Genomic DNA, 19,174 nt, shown 5'->3' with positions numbered 1-19,174 from the left:
ATAAAAACAATATTTATAAGCAAGGGGATCTTTATTCCCTTGCTAAATAACATTTAATTCAAAAATTGTAATAAATTTACTGTTTAAAGAAGAAATAGCACTAATAATTTTTATTAATTTCAACTTGCAAATTTTTCAAGTTTCCTGCAAAAGTTATATTTAATTGACAAATTCCATTATCCACATCAATTACATGAGATAAGTCATCTCCCTTTTGCATAATTCCATTTACAAATTTTGTATCTTTTAACCAGATTGATTTTTGACTTTCAGGATTTGTACTGAAAAACATATTTAATTTATCTTCTTTAAAGTCTGTTGTTGTGAATCTTAACGTTCTTTCAATATACGTCGTAGTAAGTGTCTTATAAAGTGGCTCATATCCTCCGTCTAGATTTTTTAATAAAGTTCTCGCCTTATAAACAACGATGTTTCTAATTTTTTCACGTGCTACATTTGCATTGTCAGATGAAAATACAAATCCATAATTAAACTGATTTATTCTATCTTTTATTGTATTTGTAAATCCTGATATTTCCTTAGACATTGTCGTTTTTGCATGATATGAATTATCCTTTTCTTCGATGTCAAAACGTACTCCTGGATAAAGTGGTGACACATTTGAAAATCTTTCCTTCAGATAATTTGGACATTGTGTTGCACCAATTATTCCAGCTGCAACATAAGCTGCATCTATATACACGCCTTCAATCCAAAATTTTAACAAATCTTCCTGTTCATTTGAAAGCGATACTCCTGTTTCCTCTTCAAATTTCATTTTATAATCCAGTATAACTCCTGATTTATCCTTTGGAATTATTGTAAAATTAGGAATTGCTGGAATCAAATATTCTGAATACTTTTGATTTTCTAAAACTTGAGTTTTTTCAATATACTTATTTACACCAGTTGTCGCAAGATTGTCAAATGATGTTTCAGGCTTCCCTTCAAAGTTAAAAAACACTTGGACTTTATATTCTGCCAGTACAGTCATTAAATTTGTCAATACTTCTATAGTATTTTTTTCAGTTTTTTCTTCAGTTTTTGTTCCCATAAATCTTGCACGAACTTTTTTTTCTGATTTTTTTATATCTAAATCAACATTTGGATAAATCCCAAACCATATCGTATTATCAAAATCATTTTTTTCATTAGTAGTATTCAAAAATGCACGTAATTTATCCCTATTTCCTGCTTTTACAATCATTTCAGGCTTTACATTTGTAATCAAAAGTGTCGGTTTCATAAGCCCCATTCTAACATCATATTGCTCAAAAAACATTTTTACGCCTAATATTTTCTCAATCAAAGGCTTAGCAATTTTTACAAAATCCTCCTGAGCCGATTTATAAAATGCCAGATAATTATTATAATTTTGAACTTCCTGTTCAGGATCAACATCTACAAATGTTTTCGCAAGTGGCACAAATGTTCTAACAACCAAATCACTAATATATTTATTTGGCTCATCTGTTACATTTTCATAATCATCCCTAAAAGCTTCAACCAGAGCTGTCGTATTTTTTTCTTCAATCATCGCAAGTGAATTTTGATTTTCCTGTTTATACTCAATTACCTCAAGTTCTCCTTTTTCTCCAACCTGCAACATTCCCAATTTTATTTTCTCTGATTTAAAATTATTCGAATCATTTCCAATTAACAGCCGAGTTTTTATATCTTCAATCGCAAGTGGCAACATTCCCAGTACATTACTATAATTTTCTGAAGCCTCTTCAAATTTTGTATTAAGCTTATCTCCTAATTCCAATTTTTTAGGATTTTCATCATCCAATTCTTCATATTTCTGATAAATATAAGCAATTTCTTTTCTTGTCTGCTTAATATCCTCAATAACCTTTTTTGGAGAAATCAATTCCAAAATATTTTCAAATTTAAAATCTACATTTCTATTTCCTTGTGATTTTCTTGCCTCAATTAACGTGCTAAGCATTTTAAAAAATGTATTCCCATTATTAATCTTAATCTCTGTCACCAAATCCTCAGGTACTCCTTCAGGCTTTTTCAAAATATACCTAATACTCTGACTCTCTACATCAAAATAACTATATACTTTCGGATCAAATTTTTCCAAAAACTCCTCAAAACTCCCAACCAAAAGATGCCTATTAATCTCAATAATATTTTCGTCATCCAACGAATCCATATTTCTAGCATCATTAACAAGTGTCAAAATATCCATCTTTTCTGGATTAATTTCTTCAAACAAAATAGTTCGATTAGTCTGATTTATAACATTTTTATTCCTCATATTCCTCTCAAAATTACTTCCAATACCATAAAAATCATTTTCAGTCAACCTGTCTTAATTTTATATGATATTTTAAATAATTTTATTTCCCCCTTCTCTATCTTATTAAATTTTTATTAAAATTATTTTAAACTAAATTTTAAAATTTGTCAATATATTTTTTATGAAATTAATAAATCTAATATATAATATTTCTCTCCTACTTTTTTTAAATAAATTTCTTCAAATCTGCTCATCGAATCATATTCTGAAGAACAGCTAACTGTACCATATACATCTCCATCAACATATTTTAATTTTTCAGGTTTTTTTGTTATCTGAATTGAACAACTGTATTTAACACCTTTAATTTTCACGGTCTTTTTAATATTTTCGGCATAATTTAAATTACTCAATTCACTCTTTAATTCTAAAAGTAAATTTGAAGTTTTTTGAAAAAACTCACTATTATTTTTTGTATCATCAAAATATTCTCTATATTTTTTAAAAATATCCTCATCATATTTTTCTAATATATAATTTTTATTTTTACGTGCTGTAATAACACTATCAATAATTCTTTTAAGTGATATAATCATTTCTTTATTATTCATTTTTTTATTATCAAAACTTATTTTTTGCAATGTTTTTTGCGGTTTTTTTTCTGTATTTTCCTTATATTTAATATTATTAAACAAATTGTCATTATTTTTACCACAACATAAAATTGAAGTCAGTATTATTATTTTAATTAGTAATTTTATCATTTTTATCTCCTTTATCCTACTGTACCTGTATTTTTTGAATCTGTAATTATTGGTAGTTCTTGCTCTTCTGGTTTTACTGTATAACTTTTGGGCTTCATAAAATAATCAATTCTACTTGGCTCAAAAGCAGTTTTATTAATTTCATTATTTTGATTCCCGCCTAAAAATACATACATTCCATTTTTTCTTTTCCCGACTAATATTGCTACATGGCTATAACCTTTTCTAAATTTAAAAATTCCTATAGCTCCTACAAAAGGTTTAGTTTTTTCACCTTCAAACCATCCTCTTTTTGGTAATTTTGGTCTTGGTGCAACTCCCCAATCGTATCCTCCAACAGAAGGATCAGATGAATTTTTATATCCTGCTGTTTTCATGCAATATGTTATAAATGCTGCACACCATGCAATTTCAGTAGGATTTTTATTTGTTCCAAAATTTGCATCAGGAAAATATGTTTTTTGTATTCTATTATATAAACTTCGGCTAGATTCTTTTTGTCCTTTATATTTCTTCATTTCTTCTTCTGCAACTTTTATCCATGGCGCTCTTTCTTTAACTTCTTTATGTGGACAATTATCTGTATCACATTTTTCAGAGTTCTTTTCTAATTTTTTATCTGTTTTAGTTGTTGAATCCTGCTCAACTTTCTTCGTCACATCATCCTGAACACCATCACTATTACTAACTTCCATTGAAGAATTATGAGTTTTACTCCACTCACCTTGACTAAACGGACACCTAGCCACACTTTCCCCATTTTTCCTTATTGCATTTAGTATCTCTGCTTCAGTTGGAGGATATTTTGTTGATGTGTATAATATTTTACCTATTTCAATCCAGCTTGTAACATTTGAAGAATTTATTTTATGATCTAGAGATTCTTTTGTTTGTTTTACATTATTTTGTATTTTGTAATCCTTTAATTCTATCTGTTCTGTATTTGAAGTTTTTATATCACTATTCAACTCTGCTTCAATCTGTTTTTTTTCATTTTCTGTTATCGTCAAATTTCCAGCTCGCATTAAATATCCATAAGCTATTACAGGCAGCATTTTTGCAGAATAAAAGTTTTTTTGCTTATAGTCACATAAACTTAACCCGTGTTTTTTTATTATTCTTTTTGTATCAAGTTCAGGCCTTGATTTTTGCTTTACGCTTTTATATGCCTCTTTAAATACATCCAAAATTTTTTGCCTTAAATATCTTTCCTTTTCTGAAGAGGTTTCCTTTTCAGCAATTTGAATTTTTTCTTTATTTTTATTATTCATTGTACTGCTTTTATACTTATTCCATTTAGAAAATTTCTGTGCTTCTTTTTTTAATTGTGTTTGCATAAAGTCATTATTTATATCACTGCAAATATTTATCAATAACTTGTATTGACAGTCAGCATCTCTAATAGCTTCACTAACTTCTTTATCTTTAGTAACTGCCGTTCCAACTTCCTTTTGCCCAGCAGCATCAATACTTATAGTTCCGCCATGTTGACATTGAATAGTTGAAATATCCAGCAATGCAGGCTTATTTCTAACTTTTACATCTGTATTTTTCTCCCACATTCCCATTAATGCAGGCTGGCAAGTCCCAATTGCATTACACGATTTAAAAGGCTGAATATTCGTATCATTTATATTAGCCTGTTTCCCGCCTTCAAGCATTACACTGTCCTCTTTTATAATTAATCGGCTAATATCCCTTCCAAGTGTACATTTTAGCATACAATTAGTATTTACAAATAACTCTCCAGTAGGATTTATAATATTTTGCAAATCATAAAACGATTTATAAAAAGAATACAAATCCATTGAATCAATATTTGCCGCATAATCCCACAATTCCTTGCTATCTTTAAATAATCCCAAAATAATGCCTTTATCCTTTTCAAAGTCCAAATTATCCCTATAATTTTCATAAACTTCATCTATCAAATTACTTATTTTCTTAATATTCCGTACTTTTATTGCCGATTTTGAAGTTATCCAGTCATTCAAGACAGTCGTTACCCTTATATCCTTCCCAATTTTTTCAAGCCTATTAAATAATCCTCTCTCACTTTTTGATGGAATATCAATCCCTTTTTGTCTTTTTATATACCATAAAAGATAATTTCTCACAATATTGCTATCTTTATATTGATGATTATCAAAATACTTGGTTTCATTTTCTTTCTTAAACCCAGTCTGCACCTTCAAAAATTCAATTATTATATTGTCAATCAATCTTCTAGATAAAGGAAACTGCCTAACTCCATTTTCATCCATTGAATAAGTTTTTTCATATTCCGAAACATTTTCCCCAAGTTCCCTTATCAAATTTTCACATCTTGTCTTTTGTAACTCTGAAACTGGTCTTTTAGCAACTTTTATAACAATTTCATCAATATCCTTTATTCCCTGCATATACTTGTCATACTTTTCAGGTAGCTGATTCTTCTCAACTTTAGTTTTTCCATCTTTTACATATATCTGAATCATACCCTGTATTTTATCCATATAATTCTTATCTTCGTTGAATTTATTTATAGGCTTTTTATCAGGATATTTCACATATTTTGCTGAATATTGACTAAGCACATATTCTAATGATTCTATAGCACTTTTATTATTAATAGGATACGAATAAATATAATAAACTATATCTTGTATCCGCAAAATCTCATTACTTTCCTCTCTTCCCCTTAAAATGTCAAATCCATGCTGCCTTATTACATTCCCAATCTTATCATTGTCCTTTGTCGCCTCATCATACATCTTCAAAATGACATTTATATCTTCCGTATTCTCTTTTAGCACTTTTTTCCCTGTCTTAGTTTCTAAATATTTTACATAATCCTCATTATAAATATTTTTATCTTGAAATTTAGCTTGCAGCCTTTTCAAAATCGCCTCATCAGGATTTACAAATGCCAATTCAGGAGCTTTCCCGTTTTCAGCCCTGTCCCTTTTATACTCTTCACTATCCCAAACTTCCTCAAACTTCTGACCATTAAATGAAAATACACCTTCTTTATTACTTTCATCATTGCCAGTCTTATCAGTATTTAATGTTGAAGCTCCTTTTTGTGTTTGTAAAGAGTTACTTGAAACATTAGATTTAGGTTTTGACTGAACTGTAGCCTGTTTATTTATATTTTTATTATCAGTTTGTGTATGATTTTTTTCTACAACTTTGTGATTCACTTCACAATTATCTTTAAATCCAATAATTGCTGATAAATCATGCCCCGCTAAATTTACAGCATAAAGCAATGATGGCATTGCATTTCCATCTACTGGTATTCCCCAGACACCTTTAAAATTATTTCCTAAAGCATTAGACATTGCACCTTGACCACATAAATGTGAAGCAGCCAGCATTCCAGACGATGTAAGCAAAAAACTTTTCCCCCTCAAATCTTCTGCTTTGTATCCTTGATTTCTCTTTTTCATTATTATTGTCTTTACTTTATTTTTAGAAGCTCTAACTTTTCCTGGTGCTATATAGACTGCATTTTTAGGAACAGATATATTTTTACAAATTTTATCCTTATGTTTTTTCAAGGTTGCCCATCTCATTTTCACCGAACGCATTATTACTTCATCTTGTGCCGCTGGATTATTTAAAAAACTCTGTTTCCCTTTCAATTTCCATTTTGTAGCACCTTCACCAATAAATCTAGCATTTGTCCAAGTTGAACCCTTCGGAAGCCATCCCATGTCCATCAAAACATCCGTTCCAATCTGATATTTTCCAATATAATATTTTTGATCTGCTAAATTGTATTTTCCGCCACTTTCTAATTTAGCCAACTTTTCAAAAAACTCAACTGCACTATCTCCAATATCTACTCCGCTAAATTTTCTATTTACCACAATTAACTCCCTCCTTTAAATTTTGAAATTTTTACAAAATTATTTATTTTATCTTAACTGACTCTTATTTATATGCCCTTTCATATAATATCCCCCATCTTTATTATAAAAATACACATATTTCCAGTCTTTCTCATCTGAAATTTCTTCAACTTCAACATTATCCGCTAATTTATGAATTATTGAACTGTCCAAATCATCGCTTTCTCTTACGTTGACAGCATTTTTCTTTGAAGATGTTACAAAAACTTTACCAGTTCTCTTAGGCGATATTAATCCGAAATCCCTAAATTCTTCTCGCCACATCTGTCCACTTTTCATATCAGTTATTGCATAATTTGTTCCCCCGCTTGCTGCAACTACCGATAAAAACAAATTATTTTCATCAATACTTTCCAATTGAGAATATAAATTTACAGTATCTCTTGCAATCACTTTTCCATTTTTCACAAAGACAGTTTCGCTATTTGACTGCCCAGCATAGGCAAAAGGATAAGTAAGAGTATATATTGAATAAATATTATTTGTAAAAAAAGCTGTTCCCTCCACTTTATCATCAGCTTCTTCAGAGTTTTTATCATACTCATCAACTATCTTATAAACTTCCTTAGGCAATTTATCCAATGCAACTTTGTTTGGGGAAAGTTCCCTTACAGTTTTCACAGTTTCAAAACCGTTTATTTTATCTTCAAACTCTGAAAAATTTGGATATTTTACTTTATTTTCACGTTTTTTAGCAAGTTCTGGATATCTTTGCTCAATAAATATTTTTTCAGGAATCATAAAATTATGATAATTTTCATAAATATAGTCTACAATTTCTTTTGGAACTTTCCGTAATTCCAATCTTTTCAGTTTTTTCAAATTAGAAATCTCATCCACTCCATTTTTCAATGGATTAAAACTGACATCCAGATGTTCCAGTTTTGCCAATTTGCCAATTCCACTAAGATTGCTTATTTTATTATTATGAAGCCATAATTCCTTTAAATTGGGTAAATTTAGCAACGGTTTTATATCTTTTACCTGATTAAAATTTATTTTTAAAACTTCCAGATTTTTTAAATTTTCCAACGGTTTCACATCTTTTAACTGATTCCATCGCAAATCCAGTTCCTTCACATTTCTATAATCCACTATGCATTTTATCTCCTCCAATCCCAAATTTTTCAATTCAATTTTTTTAGCATTAACATTAAATTTTCTTAATTCTCTGCAACTTTTGTAATCCAAAGATTCTACTTCTGACATTTCTGATTCTTTTTCTGATTTTTTATGGACTTCTCTTAATTCCTGCCCATTACTATTATTACACGAAATAAATAACAGTAAAATTAACATACTGAATATACTTCTCATACTTCTACCTCCAACTTTCATTTATTAATTTAATATAAAAGGATTTATGTGTTTAAATTACATAATTTATTAATTATATTTTAATTAATATAATAATACCTTATATTTTTTACTTTGTCAATATTAAAATAAATTTTAAAAAATTTTTTATATATTTTTAGAAAAAACTCTTGTAATTAGGCTTAAAAAGTGATATTATAAACTAAAGTAAGAATTTAAAACTTCAGGGCAGGGCGAAATTCCCGACCGGTGGTAGAGTCCACGAGTTATTTTTATTTATTTTTAAAAATGACATGAACTGGTGCAATTCCAGTACCGATAGTTATAGTCTAGATGGTAGAAGTGAAAAATTAATTTTTAATATAAATTTATTAAATAGTTTTATTGTATATAGTTTCAATATTTATATAAAATATAAAATTATAATAATTATAAATTAAAATTGACTACCTTTATTATAAAAGCCCTGAATCAAGTATTCGAGGCTTTTTTTATTACTAATGGACTTGTTCAAAAAACTATAATTAATTTTATAATTTAATGCAAAAATAATAAATAGGCTGTTGGATATGTCTAACTAAAAAACATAAATTGAAAGGATGATTTAAGAATGAGAACTTTTGAAGGAAAATTTAATGGAGAAAATATAAAAATAGCGATTGTGGCTGGGAGATTTAACGAATTTATTACTTCAAAGCTAGTTGGAGGTGCTTTAGACGTTTTAAAAAGAAATGATGTTTCTGAAGAAAATATCGACATTGCCTGGGTTCCAGGAGCATTTGAAATACCTTTAATTACAAAAAAATTGGCAAACACAGGAAAATATGATGCAATAATTGCTCTAGGAGCTGTAATTAAAGGATCTACTCCACATTTTGACTATGTCTGTGCTGAAGTTTCAAAAGGAGTTGCACAAATTTCATTGCAAACTGACCTGCCTGTAATTTTCGGTGTTTTAACTACAAATAATATTGAAGAAGCTATAGAAAGAGCAGGAACAAAAGCTGGAAACAAAGGAGCAGATGCAGCATTTTCTGCGATTGAAATGATTAATTTAATAAAAGAAATTGGATAAAAAAATAAATTTTTATAGAATTTTAAAAATAAAGTTATAAAATTGACTGATAATCATTATGAATTAGTAAAAGGAAAATAAAATGGTAAAAAATATTGATGAAAAATATATGCAAATGGCGATTGAACTTGCAAAAAAAGGAGCTGGAGCAGTAAATCCTAATCCAATGGTTGGAGCCGTTGTCGTTCAAGATGGAAAAGTTATTGGAACTGGCTATCATAAATATTTTGGAGGGCCTCATGCTGAAGTTTACGCTTTGGAAGAAGCTTCTCAAAATTCAAAAGATTTATCGAATGCAACGATTTATGTCACATTGGAGCCATGCTCGCATTACGGGAAAACGCCGCCTTGTGCTGAAAAAATCGTGAAAATGGGGCTAAAAAGATGTGTTATTGGCTCATCTGATCCAAATCCGAAAGTAGCTGGGAAAGGTGTACAAATATTGAAAAATGCTGGGATCGAAGTTTATGAAAATATTTTAAAAAGTGAATGCGATAAAATTAATCAAGTATTTTTTAAATATATTATGACAAAAATTCCGTATTTCTTTTTAAAATGTGCGATAACTTTGGATGGAAAAATTGCCACAAAGACAGGAAATTCTAAATGGATTACAAATGAGATTGCTCGTGAAAAAGTTCAATTTTATCGAAACAAATTTATGGGGATAATGGTTGGAATAAACACAGTTATGTTTGATAATCCAAGTCTTACCGCAAGAATTGAAAATGGCATAAATCCATATAGAATCATTATTGACCCACATTTTAAAACTGAAAAAAATTACAATATTATTAAAGAAAACAGTGATGAAAAGACAATAATTGTCACATCAAAAAATAATGAAAATTCTGAAAAACAGTTGGATTTTTCTGAAAATAGCAAAGTTAAATTTATATTTTTAAATGGTACAAAATTTAGCTTTAAAGAAATTCTTTATATGATTGGAGAAATTGGAATTGACTCAGTTTTACTGGAAGGTGGACAATCGCTTATTTCACAGGCATTTAAAGAAGATTTAATTGATGCTGGAGAAATTTTTATTGCCAATAAAATTTTAGGTGATGAAAAAGGGAAATCTTTTATTACAGGATTTGATAAGAAAGATATGAATGAAGCTGTGATTTTGAAAAATGTGAAACATAATGTTTATGGCGAAAATATTGGAATGGAATTTTTACAAAAAAATTATAATTAATTTAAATAAAAAATTTAAAATCAGGAGAAAATTATGTTTACTGGTTTAATAGAAGAAACTGGAAAAATTATTGATATTACAAAAAAAACTGCAAGTATTGAAATTACGATAAGAGGGAAAAAAGTTATAGAAAAGGCACAAATTGGAGATAGTATCGCTGTAAATGGAGTCTGCTTGACTGTTACAAAATTAAAGGGAAGTGACTTTACAGCAGATGTAATGTTTGAAACTATTGAGAGAAGCGGCTTAAAACGAGCTAAAGCGGGGGATATTGTTAATCTTGAAAAATCACTTACACTTACGACTTTTTTAGGCGGACATCTTGTTATGGGAGATGTTGACTGTGAGGCTAAAATTTTGTCGATTACGGATAAGGGAATTGCGAAAGTTTATGAATTTCAGCTAGATGAAAATTATAGAAATAATATGAAATATATCGTTGAAAAAGGTCGTGTAACTATTGATGGTGCAAGTCTTACGGTAATTGATGTCAATGATGAAGCTGGGATTTTCTCGGTTTCACTTATTCCGCACACGATTGAAAATATTACGGTTGGAATGAAGAAAACTGGGGATTTTGTGAATATTGAAACAGATTTATTTGGAAAATATGTCGAAAAAATATTGAAATTTGATAGCTCTGAAAACGAAGAAAAAAATTTAAAAAAATCAAACTTGACAATGGAATTTTTACAAAAAAATGGATTTTGATATAAATAATAAACTTTGCTAAATTGAAATCAAAAATATAACTAACGAAAGAAGTGATTTAAAATGTCAGAAAATAAAATAAAATTTGATACCGTCGAAGCTGCAATTGAAGACTTGAAAAAAGGTATTCCAGTTGTGGTTGTTGATGATGAAGACAGGGAAAATGAGGGGGATTTGATAATTCCTGCTGATACAGTAACTTATGAAACATTAAACTTCATAATTAATGAAGCACGTGGACTTATGTGTGTTCCAATGTCTAAAAAAAGAGCTGAGGAACTTGCATTGAATCCAATGGTTCAGCATAATACTGACTATTTTGGAACTGCCTTTACTATTTCAGTTGATTCATTAGAAGGTACGACTACTGGAATTTCCACAGGGGATAGACTAAATACTATAAAAGATCTGGCAAATCCATCTAAAACTGCAAAAGATTTTAGAAAGCCAGGACATTTATTTCCCTTAATTGCACGTGAAGGTGGCGTTCTCGAAAGAAAAGGACATACTGAAGCGGCTATTGATCTGGCAAGACTTTCAGGATTTTCTGAAGTGGCTGTCATTATGGAAATTTTAAAGGAAAATGGAGAAATGGCTCGTCGAAATGACTTATTTGAATTTTGTCAAAAACATAATTTAAAATTAATTACAATTGATGATTTGATTGTTTATATAAAAAAAAACGAAAAATTAGTTAAAAATGAAGCGACTGTCGATATCCCAACTCAATTTGGAAAATTTACTTTTGCAGGTTACAGTGATAAAATTGAACATAAAGAATATATCGCAATTATGAAAGGTGAAATAAAAAATAAAGAAAATATTGTAGCAAGACTTCACTCTGAATGTCTGACAGGCGATGTCTTCGGTTCAAAACGATGTGATTGCCAAGAACAGCTTCACAGAGCTTTGCATGAATTGGAAGAAAGTGGAGAAGGGCTTATAATATATCTACGTCAAGAAGGACGTGGAATTGGAATTTTAAATAAATTGAAAGCATATAAATTACAGGACGAAGGCTATGATACTGTGGAAGCCAATCATAAACTGGGATTTTCTGATGATTTGAGAGATTATGGTGTGGCTGCACAGATTATAAAGGATTTAGGAATTAAATCTATTATTTTAAAAACTAATAATCCAAAAAAAATTGAAGGATTGGAAAAATATGGGATTAAAATTGCTGGACGTAAGGAAATTGAAATTGCTGCCAACGATGTGGATAAAAATTATTTAAAAGTAAAAAAAGAAAAGATGGGACATTTGTTAAAACAGGATTTATAAAAATTTTAAATTTATATTATCCAAAAAGAAAATTTAACTTTAGAATCAATTTAATAAAATTCAAAAATCAGGAAATTATCTAAAATATTAAATCTGAATAATTTTTTGATTTTTTATTTTAAATTACTATTGACTTTATTAAAAAATATGTTATAACAGTATTAATAAATAATAAATTTTCAGGAGATGATTTTTTATGGTAAAAATTATTAATTCACCATCAAAATATATTCAAGGAAAAAATGAAATCACTAATTTAGCAACTTATTACAAATTACGTGGTAACAGCGGAGCATATCTGCTAGTGGACAAATTTATTTTTGATAATTTTAAAGATAAAATTGTTGAAAGTTTTAAAAAAGAAGGTGTAAATTATCATATTGAAGTTTTTGGTGGAGAATGCTCAAAAGCTGAAATAAACCGAAATATTGATATTTTAAAAGAAAAAAAATGTGATGCAGTATTTGGAATCGGCGGAGGAAAAACTCTTGATGCAGCAAAAGCAATATCATATTATGAAAATATCCCTGTATTTATCGTGCCTACAATCGCCTCAACTGATGCACCATGCAGTGCCTTATCGGTAATTTACACTCCAAGTGGAGAATTTGAAGAATACTTATTCCTAAAAACAAATCCTGATATGGTAATAATGGATACAGTTGTAATTGTAAATGCACCTGCAAGACTTCTTGTAGCTGGAATTGGAGATGCACTTGCCACTTATTATGAAGCTAAAGCCTGTGTCGACTCAAATGCCACTTCAATCGCTGGCGGTGGTATTACAAAAGCTGCTATTGCAATCGCAGAACTATGTAAAGACACATTATTTGAAGATGGTTTAAAAGCTAAAATTTCAGTTGAAAATAAAGTAGTTACAAAAGCTCTAGAAAACATAATTGAAGCAAATACTTATTTAAGTGGAATTGGATTTGAAAGTGGAGGACTTGCTGCAGCTCATGCTATTCACAATGGACTTACAATTTTAGAAGAAGGACACAATATGTATCACGGAGAAAAAGTCGCATTTGGAACAATAACACAGCTAGTTTTAGAAAATAGATGTCTATGTGAAATCAAAAAAGTTGTAGACTTCTGCAAAAGTTTAGGACTTCCAACAACATTGGCTGAACTAGGAATGGGAAATGTTTCAAAAGAAAGATTATATGAAGTGGCAAAAGCAAGTACAGCTGAAGGTGAAACAATCCATAATATGCCATTCAAAGTTACTGCTGATGATGTTTTTGCAGCAATATTAGTAGCAGATGAACTTGGTAAAAATTAATTTAAAATTAGATAATTTTTGGGGGTACTGTATTGTACTCCTTATTTTTATAAAATAAAAAAACTTGGATTTTATAAATTTACTACTTTCCAAGTTTTTATATAATTATTTTTATTCAGCTTCTGCATATTCTTTTGCAACTTCATCAATTTTATAATCTTCTATGATTTTATTTATTAAATTGTTTCTTTCTTCAACTGCTCTATTGTTTAACAAACTATTAGCAATTTGTTGATAAGCACTGTTTGGAGTTACATTTCCTAGTTTTGCTTTTTCATTTTCATAAATTTCAGCTACTTCTTCTTGAGTTACTTTTACATTTTTTCTAACTTCTAAATCCAAATAATAGTTGATGTATACATTATCTCTTATAACTTCTAAATCTTTTTTATTTTGTTCTTGTTCTTCAAATTTATCATCAGCTATTTTTTTAGAAATTACTTTACCAACTATTAAAGTTTTTAATACTTCTGCATCTCCTTTAGAAAATAATACTTCTTTTTTAGTGATTTCTATTTTATCTTCCATTCCTTCAATTAATTTATTCAATTCTTCTGCTTCTAACATAGCAACCTGCTGATTCAGTAAATCTCTTTGAATAATTTCTCTAGCTTGAGAAAAAGGAATATTTTGTGCATCAAAATTTGCTTTGTTATCTGTATATAATTTTGTAACATCATTTTCGTTTACAGAAATTTTATCTTCAATTAATTTTGCAACAAAAAATTTATGTTTTTCATTTGTAAAGAAATATTCAAATTCTTCTTTTTCCTCATCTGAAAATTTATATTCTTTTGCCACATTTAATATAGCCTTATTAGTTAAAACTCTTTTTACTCCTTCGTTATCCAATCCTTCTCTTTCTTCATCAGTTAAAGTTAATTTAATATCTTCAGCTTTTTTCTTTGCCATTTTTTCTCCTTTAATTTTAATAAATTTTACTTTTACTATTCTACACTATTTTTTTAAAAATTTCAAGGAATATTTTTAGTTTTAATTTTATTTTAATTATAATTTATAAATAATAGTATATTATTTACTCAACATTCTGCTTAAAAATTCCTTAGTTCTTTCATGTTTTGGATTTCCAAAAATATTTTCAGGCTTGTCATCTTCTACAATTACACCTTGATCCATAAATACAACTCTACTTGAAACATCATGTGCAAAATCCATTTCATGGGTTACAACGATCATTGTAAGTCCACTTTTTGCTAAATCCTTCATTACTTTTAGAACTTCTCCAACCATTTCTGGATCTAACGCACTTGTAGGCTCATCAAATAATAAGACTTCAGGCTGCATTGCCAGTGCTCTTGCTATTGCCACCCTTTGCTTTTGTCCACCTGAAATTTGATTTGGCTTTGCATAAATAAAACGTTCCATTCCCACTTTTGCCAAAAATTCTTTTGCAATTTTTTCAGCTTCTTCTCGTGACTTTTTTAAAACTTTCATTTGTCCAATTACACAGTTTTCCAAGACACTCAAATTATTAAATAAGTTAAACTGCTGAAATACCATTCCTACTTTTTCGCGTAATGTTACAAGCGATATATCTCCTGCCATAGCGTCTTTTCCGTGAATTAATACTTGTCCACTTGTAGGTTTTTCAAGCAAGTTTATACACCGTAGAAGAGTTGACTTTCCACTTCCAGATGAACCAATTATACTTACAACTTCTTTTTCATGAACATCAAAGTTTATATCCCTTAATACTGTCCTTTTTCCAAAATCTTTTCTAATATTTTTTATTTCAATAACTTTTTTCCCCATTATTTTTCCTCCCCATTAACATCATCTAAAAATTCAAAATTTTGAGGTCCATCAATTCTTTTTTCAATTTGTTTTAAAATTAATGATAACGTAAATGTCAAGAAGAAATAAATTACACTTGTTATAATAAACACTTCGTAATAACGTGAATAAGTTCCTGCAACAGAATTTGAAATAAAAAATAACTCTGTAACACTTATTACATTTAACACTGATGTATCTTTTATATTTACAATAAGTTCATTTCCTATCATTGGCAAAATATTTCTAAACATTTGCGGAAAAATAATACTTTTCATTAATTGAAAATTTGTCATTCCAATCGCCTTTGCCGCTTCAAACTGTCCTGTGTCAATCGAATCAATTCCACCACGAATAATTTCACTCATATATGCCCCCGTATTTATTGATACAATAAATAAAGCTGCTAGTAATGGAGATAAATTTAAATTAAATACTTGAGAAAGTCCATAATAAATTACCATTGACTGAACTATCATAGGAGTCCCTCTAAATACTGCAATGTAAACTGAAAAAAACCAGTTTAGGACTTTTAATCCACCTTTTTTATATTTTTTAGTCTGTCCATCAATTTCTGCTTCTGAATATCTAAATAATGCAACTACTAATCCAATGAAAAATCCTACAATTGTACCAGTAACTGAAATAAATAATGTTACAACTGTACCTTTTAAAAATGTCTTCCAGTTATTTTGAATAAAAAATGTAACCCATCCAAAAAATGAGCGAGATGTTTCATTTGGCTGATTTTGTATGGCTTTTTCCATAATTTGCTGTCGCACTTTGGGAGTCAGTTCTTCATCTAGAATTTTATTAACTTTCTCTTCCAATTCTGTATTTCCCAGTTTCATTCCAACTGCAACATTTACTTCTTCAGTATCGTATTTAAATCCATCTTTTTTATCAAATGAAATGAACTTTAAATTGGGATTTGAAAATTGGGCTGCCATCGCTCCTGGTCTTTCAGAAATATATCCATCTATTTTCCCAGAATTTAGGGCTACTATCATCGCAGGAAAACTTTCCATCGCAGTTTGCTTTTTCACACCCTTTATTTGATCAATAACATCATAATGAAGTGTATTTAACTGCCCTGTAATCTTTGCTCCCACAAAATCATTAATTGTTTTAGCATTAGCATATTTTCCATTTTTTTTCACAACTACTACTAAATCTGATTCATAATATGGTTTTGAAAATTTTAAACTTTGTCGTCTTTCAGGCGTTGCCGACATCCCTGCTATAACCAAATCAACTTTCCCAGAAGTTAAGGCAGGTCCAAGCAATGCATCCCATTTTGTTTTTACAACTACTAATTTTTTATTTAACTTTTTAGCAATGACTTTAGCTATTTCAACGTCATATCCGCCACAATAACCTCCATCTACTTTCACTGCACCATTTTTACTATCATTTTGAAACCAGTTGAAAGGAGCATATCCACACTCCATCCCAACCTTTATATCATCACTATATCCTGCTATGAAAGTTGCCATAAAAACTAGTAATACTAATATTTTATTTTTTATCGTACTAACTTTCATTTTCTATTATAGTGCTCCTTCTTTTATTAAAGTTTCAGCAATTTGAATTGTATTTGTAGCCGCCCCTTTTCTGATATTATCTGCCACAACCCACAAATTTAGAGCATTACCAGCTGAAAAGTCTTTTCTAATTCTTCCAACATAAACTTCATCAGTATCTTGTGCATTTATAGGCATTGGATAAATATTATTCTTACCATCATTTTGCACAATAATTCCTTCTTTTTCTTCAAATGCATTAATAACATCTTCCAATTCAAAAGGTTTTTCCAATTCCACATTTACAGATACCGCATGTCCAAATCTAATTGGAACTCTTACACAAGTTGCAGTTACTTTTAAATCTGGCAAGTTTAAGATTTTTCTAGTTTCATTAATCATTTTTTCTTCTTCTTTTGTATATCCATTATCTAGGAAAACATCAATGTGAGGCAATGCGTTAAATGCAATTTGATGTGGATACCCTTTTGATGGTTCTCCTTTTAAATTAGCTTCCAGATCGTTAAGCCCCTTTTGTCCAGAACCTGCAACAGCCTGATAAGTAGAATAAATTACTCTTTTCAATCCATATTTTTCTTGCAATACCTTTAATATAGGCATTACTTGAATTGTAGAGCAATTTGGATTTGCAATAATTCCAGGGTGGTTTTTCAATGCTTCTGGATTAGCTTCAGGAACTACCAGTGGAATATTTTTATCCATTCTCCAAGCACTACTGTTGTCTATAACAACTGCGCCTTTAGCTTTAAATTTTGGAGCATATTCAAGTGATACTCCTCCTCCAGCTGAAAATAAAGCAATATCAATGTCATTAGCTATATTCTCATCCGTTAATTCCATCACAGTGTATTCTGTTCCATTAAATTCGATTTTTTTACCTGCTGAATTAGCTGAAGCATAAAGATACAACTTTTCCACTGGAAAATTTCTTTCTTTTAACACTTTTAAAAATGTTCTTCCAACAAGTCCTGTAGCTCCAATGATCGCCACTTTATAATTTTTCATTATTTTTCCTCCTAAAAAATTTTTTAAAGGTTTTACCCCTCCAATATTTAATTTTAAATGTTATGGGTATATTATACTCTAAAATTTTTAAAATTACAAGTTTTGAAGTCCTTTAAAATAATATTTATTATGCCATTCTAACTCTTACACCGTATTTAAAATATTTATTCCAGTAAGTATTTTCTAATGTAGAAATTACAACTCCTTTAGAGGAAGATGCATTAATAAAAAGAGAATCTCCTAAATAAACTGCCGTATGATTATTTGTATCTTCTGGTCTAAAAAATACAATATCTCCTGGTTTCAAGTTTTCTTTAGCGATATGAGCTCCCATTTTAATTTGCTGTACTGTCTGTCTTGGTAGTTCATATCCGTATACTTCTCGATAAACTCTACGTGTTAATGCTGAACAGTCCATTCCACTTGACGAATCTTCTCCAAGTGAATATTTTGTACCTTTCCAGTGACTGTACGACTTCAATAGATCATTTTGTAACTTTACAGTCTTTTTTTGACTAGCTGTACCATTTTTTAATATTTCCTGCTGCTTTCTCTTCAATTCAGATAACTTTTGCAATATTAATTGAGAATTTGGCATTGAACGATCTACCAAAGTATTTTCATCAAATAATTTAGTAATTTTTAGATCGTCTGAATTTTCATTTGTATGACTATTTCTTTCAGAATTATTTCTTTCAGTTACTTTTTCAATATCATATTCACTTTCATTATTTTTATCTTGATTACTATATTTTTTTTCTATATTATTACTTTGAGAATCTCCTTTGTTTCCCTTCTTATTATTCCCAACTATTTCAATAACAATATTATCATCTCTATCATCACCATTACTATTAGCTGAAAGATCATTATTATTCTTTCTAGTTTTAGAATCATTTTCACTATTTGTTTGTAATCCTGTACATCCCACTGTCAATAACATACAAGCCATTGTTAAAGTTGATTTTCTCACCATTTTCTCTTTTCTCCCTTCATTTATATCAATTATTTTTATTTGTAAAAGTCAATTTTAATTTTTTATATTATCTC

Annotated in this window: 14 protein-coding genes and 1 riboswitch; of the genes, 5 read left to right on the top strand and 9 right to left on the bottom strand. The window is 29.2% G+C overall.

The annotated features are described in order from the left end of the window. Positions 1-100 precede the first annotated feature (100 nt). From F1564_RS03445 to F1564_RS03430, 4 genes are all read right to left on the bottom strand, one after another. Positions 101-2,269, bottom strand: coding sequence for a hypothetical protein (locus F1564_RS03445; RefSeq protein WP_018450348.1), 2,169 nt, complete (start codon positions 2,267-2,269; stop codon positions 101-103). A 161-nt stretch (positions 2,270-2,430) separates the two neighbouring features. After that, positions 2,431-3,015 carry a hypothetical protein gene (locus F1564_RS03440; RefSeq protein WP_018450349.1) on the bottom strand — a complete coding sequence of 195 codons (585 nt, stop codon included), beginning with the start codon at positions 3,013-3,015 and terminating at the stop codon, positions 2,431-2,433. 11 nt (positions 3,016-3,026) lie between these two features. Then, the gene (locus tag F1564_RS03435) at positions 3,027-6,869 is read right to left on the bottom strand and encodes a PAAR-like protein (RefSeq protein WP_018450350.1); all 3,843 of its coding nucleotides are present in this window, start codon (positions 6,867-6,869) and stop codon (positions 3,027-3,029) included. A gap of 48 nt (positions 6,870-6,917) precedes the next feature. Next, positions 6,918-8,228 (bottom strand): leucine-rich repeat domain-containing protein, encoded by a 1,311-nt coding sequence (locus F1564_RS03430; RefSeq protein ID WP_018450351.1) that lies wholly within the window; start codon positions 8,226-8,228, stop codon positions 6,918-6,920. Between the two features lie 215 nt (positions 8,229-8,443). Beyond that, a riboswitch (FMN riboswitch) is annotated at positions 8,444-8,577 on the top strand. 261 nt (positions 8,578-8,838) lie between these two features. Here F1564_RS03430 and ribH point away from each other — a divergent pair. The 5 genes from ribH to F1564_RS03405 all read left to right on the top strand — a co-directional run bounded on the left by ribH (position 8,839) and on the right by F1564_RS03405 (position 13,781). Further along, entirely contained in the window at positions 8,839-9,303 is a 465-nt protein-coding gene (gene ribH / locus F1564_RS03425) for a 6,7-dimethyl-8-ribityllumazine synthase (RefSeq protein ID WP_018450352.1), read from the top strand. A gap of 82 nt (positions 9,304-9,385) precedes the next feature. Further along, positions 9,386-10,501, top strand: a complete 1,116-nt coding sequence (gene ribD, locus F1564_RS03420) for a bifunctional diaminohydroxyphosphoribosylaminopyrimidine deaminase/5-amino-6-(5-phosphoribosylamino)uracil reductase RibD (protein ID WP_018450353.1) — start codon at positions 9,386-9,388, stop codon at positions 10,499-10,501. A gap of 33 nt (positions 10,502-10,534) precedes the next feature. Next, on the top strand, positions 10,535-11,212 hold the full coding sequence (locus F1564_RS03415; RefSeq protein ID WP_018450354.1) for a riboflavin synthase: 678 nt from the start codon (positions 10,535-10,537) through the stop codon (positions 11,210-11,212). A gap of 63 nt (positions 11,213-11,275) precedes the next feature. Continuing rightward, on the top strand, positions 11,276-12,496 hold the full coding sequence (locus F1564_RS03410) for a bifunctional 3,4-dihydroxy-2-butanone-4-phosphate synthase/GTP cyclohydrolase II (protein ID WP_018450355.1): 1,221 nt from the start codon (positions 11,276-11,278) through the stop codon (positions 12,494-12,496). A 196-nt stretch (positions 12,497-12,692) separates the two neighbouring features. After that, the gene (locus F1564_RS03405) at positions 12,693-13,781 is read left to right on the top strand and encodes a glycerol dehydrogenase (RefSeq protein ID WP_018450356.1); all 1,089 of its coding nucleotides are present in this window, start codon (positions 12,693-12,695) and stop codon (positions 13,779-13,781) included. A 111-nt stretch (positions 13,782-13,892) separates the two neighbouring features. Here the strand turns inward: F1564_RS03405 and F1564_RS03400 are convergent, their stop codons facing one another. From F1564_RS03400 to F1564_RS03380, 5 genes are all read right to left on the bottom strand, one after another. Next, on the bottom strand, positions 13,893-14,693 hold the full coding sequence (locus tag F1564_RS03400; RefSeq protein WP_018450357.1) for a hypothetical protein: 801 nt from the start codon (positions 14,691-14,693) through the stop codon (positions 13,893-13,895). Between the two features lie 120 nt (positions 14,694-14,813). Further along, positions 14,814-15,554, bottom strand: a complete 741-nt coding sequence (locus F1564_RS03395) for an amino acid ABC transporter ATP-binding protein (RefSeq protein WP_018450358.1) — start codon at positions 15,552-15,554, stop codon at positions 14,814-14,816. After that, complete coding sequence (locus F1564_RS03390; RefSeq protein ID WP_018450359.1) at positions 15,554-17,119, bottom strand: ABC transporter substrate-binding protein/permease; 1,566 nt, start codon at positions 17,117-17,119, stop codon at positions 15,554-15,556. The genes F1564_RS03395 and F1564_RS03390 overlap by 1 nt, the downstream gene beginning before the upstream one ends. 6 nt (positions 17,120-17,125) lie before the next feature. Further along, the gene (asd, locus tag F1564_RS03385; protein ID WP_018450360.1) at positions 17,126-18,124 is read right to left on the bottom strand and encodes an aspartate-semialdehyde dehydrogenase; all 999 of its coding nucleotides are present in this window, start codon (positions 18,122-18,124) and stop codon (positions 17,126-17,128) included. Between the two features lie 127 nt (positions 18,125-18,251). Beyond that, the gene (locus tag F1564_RS03380; protein WP_018450361.1) at positions 18,252-19,100 is read right to left on the bottom strand and encodes an NlpC/P60 family protein; all 849 of its coding nucleotides are present in this window, start codon (positions 19,098-19,100) and stop codon (positions 18,252-18,254) included. Positions 19,101-19,174: the final 74 nt, after the last annotated feature.

The organism is Leptotrichia shahii, from assembly GCF_008327825.1.
In the GTDB taxonomy this organism is placed as follows: domain Bacteria; phylum Fusobacteriota; class Fusobacteriia; order Fusobacteriales; family Leptotrichiaceae; genus Leptotrichia; species Leptotrichia shahii.
This window is presented reverse-complemented; position numbering and strand designations above follow the sequence as displayed.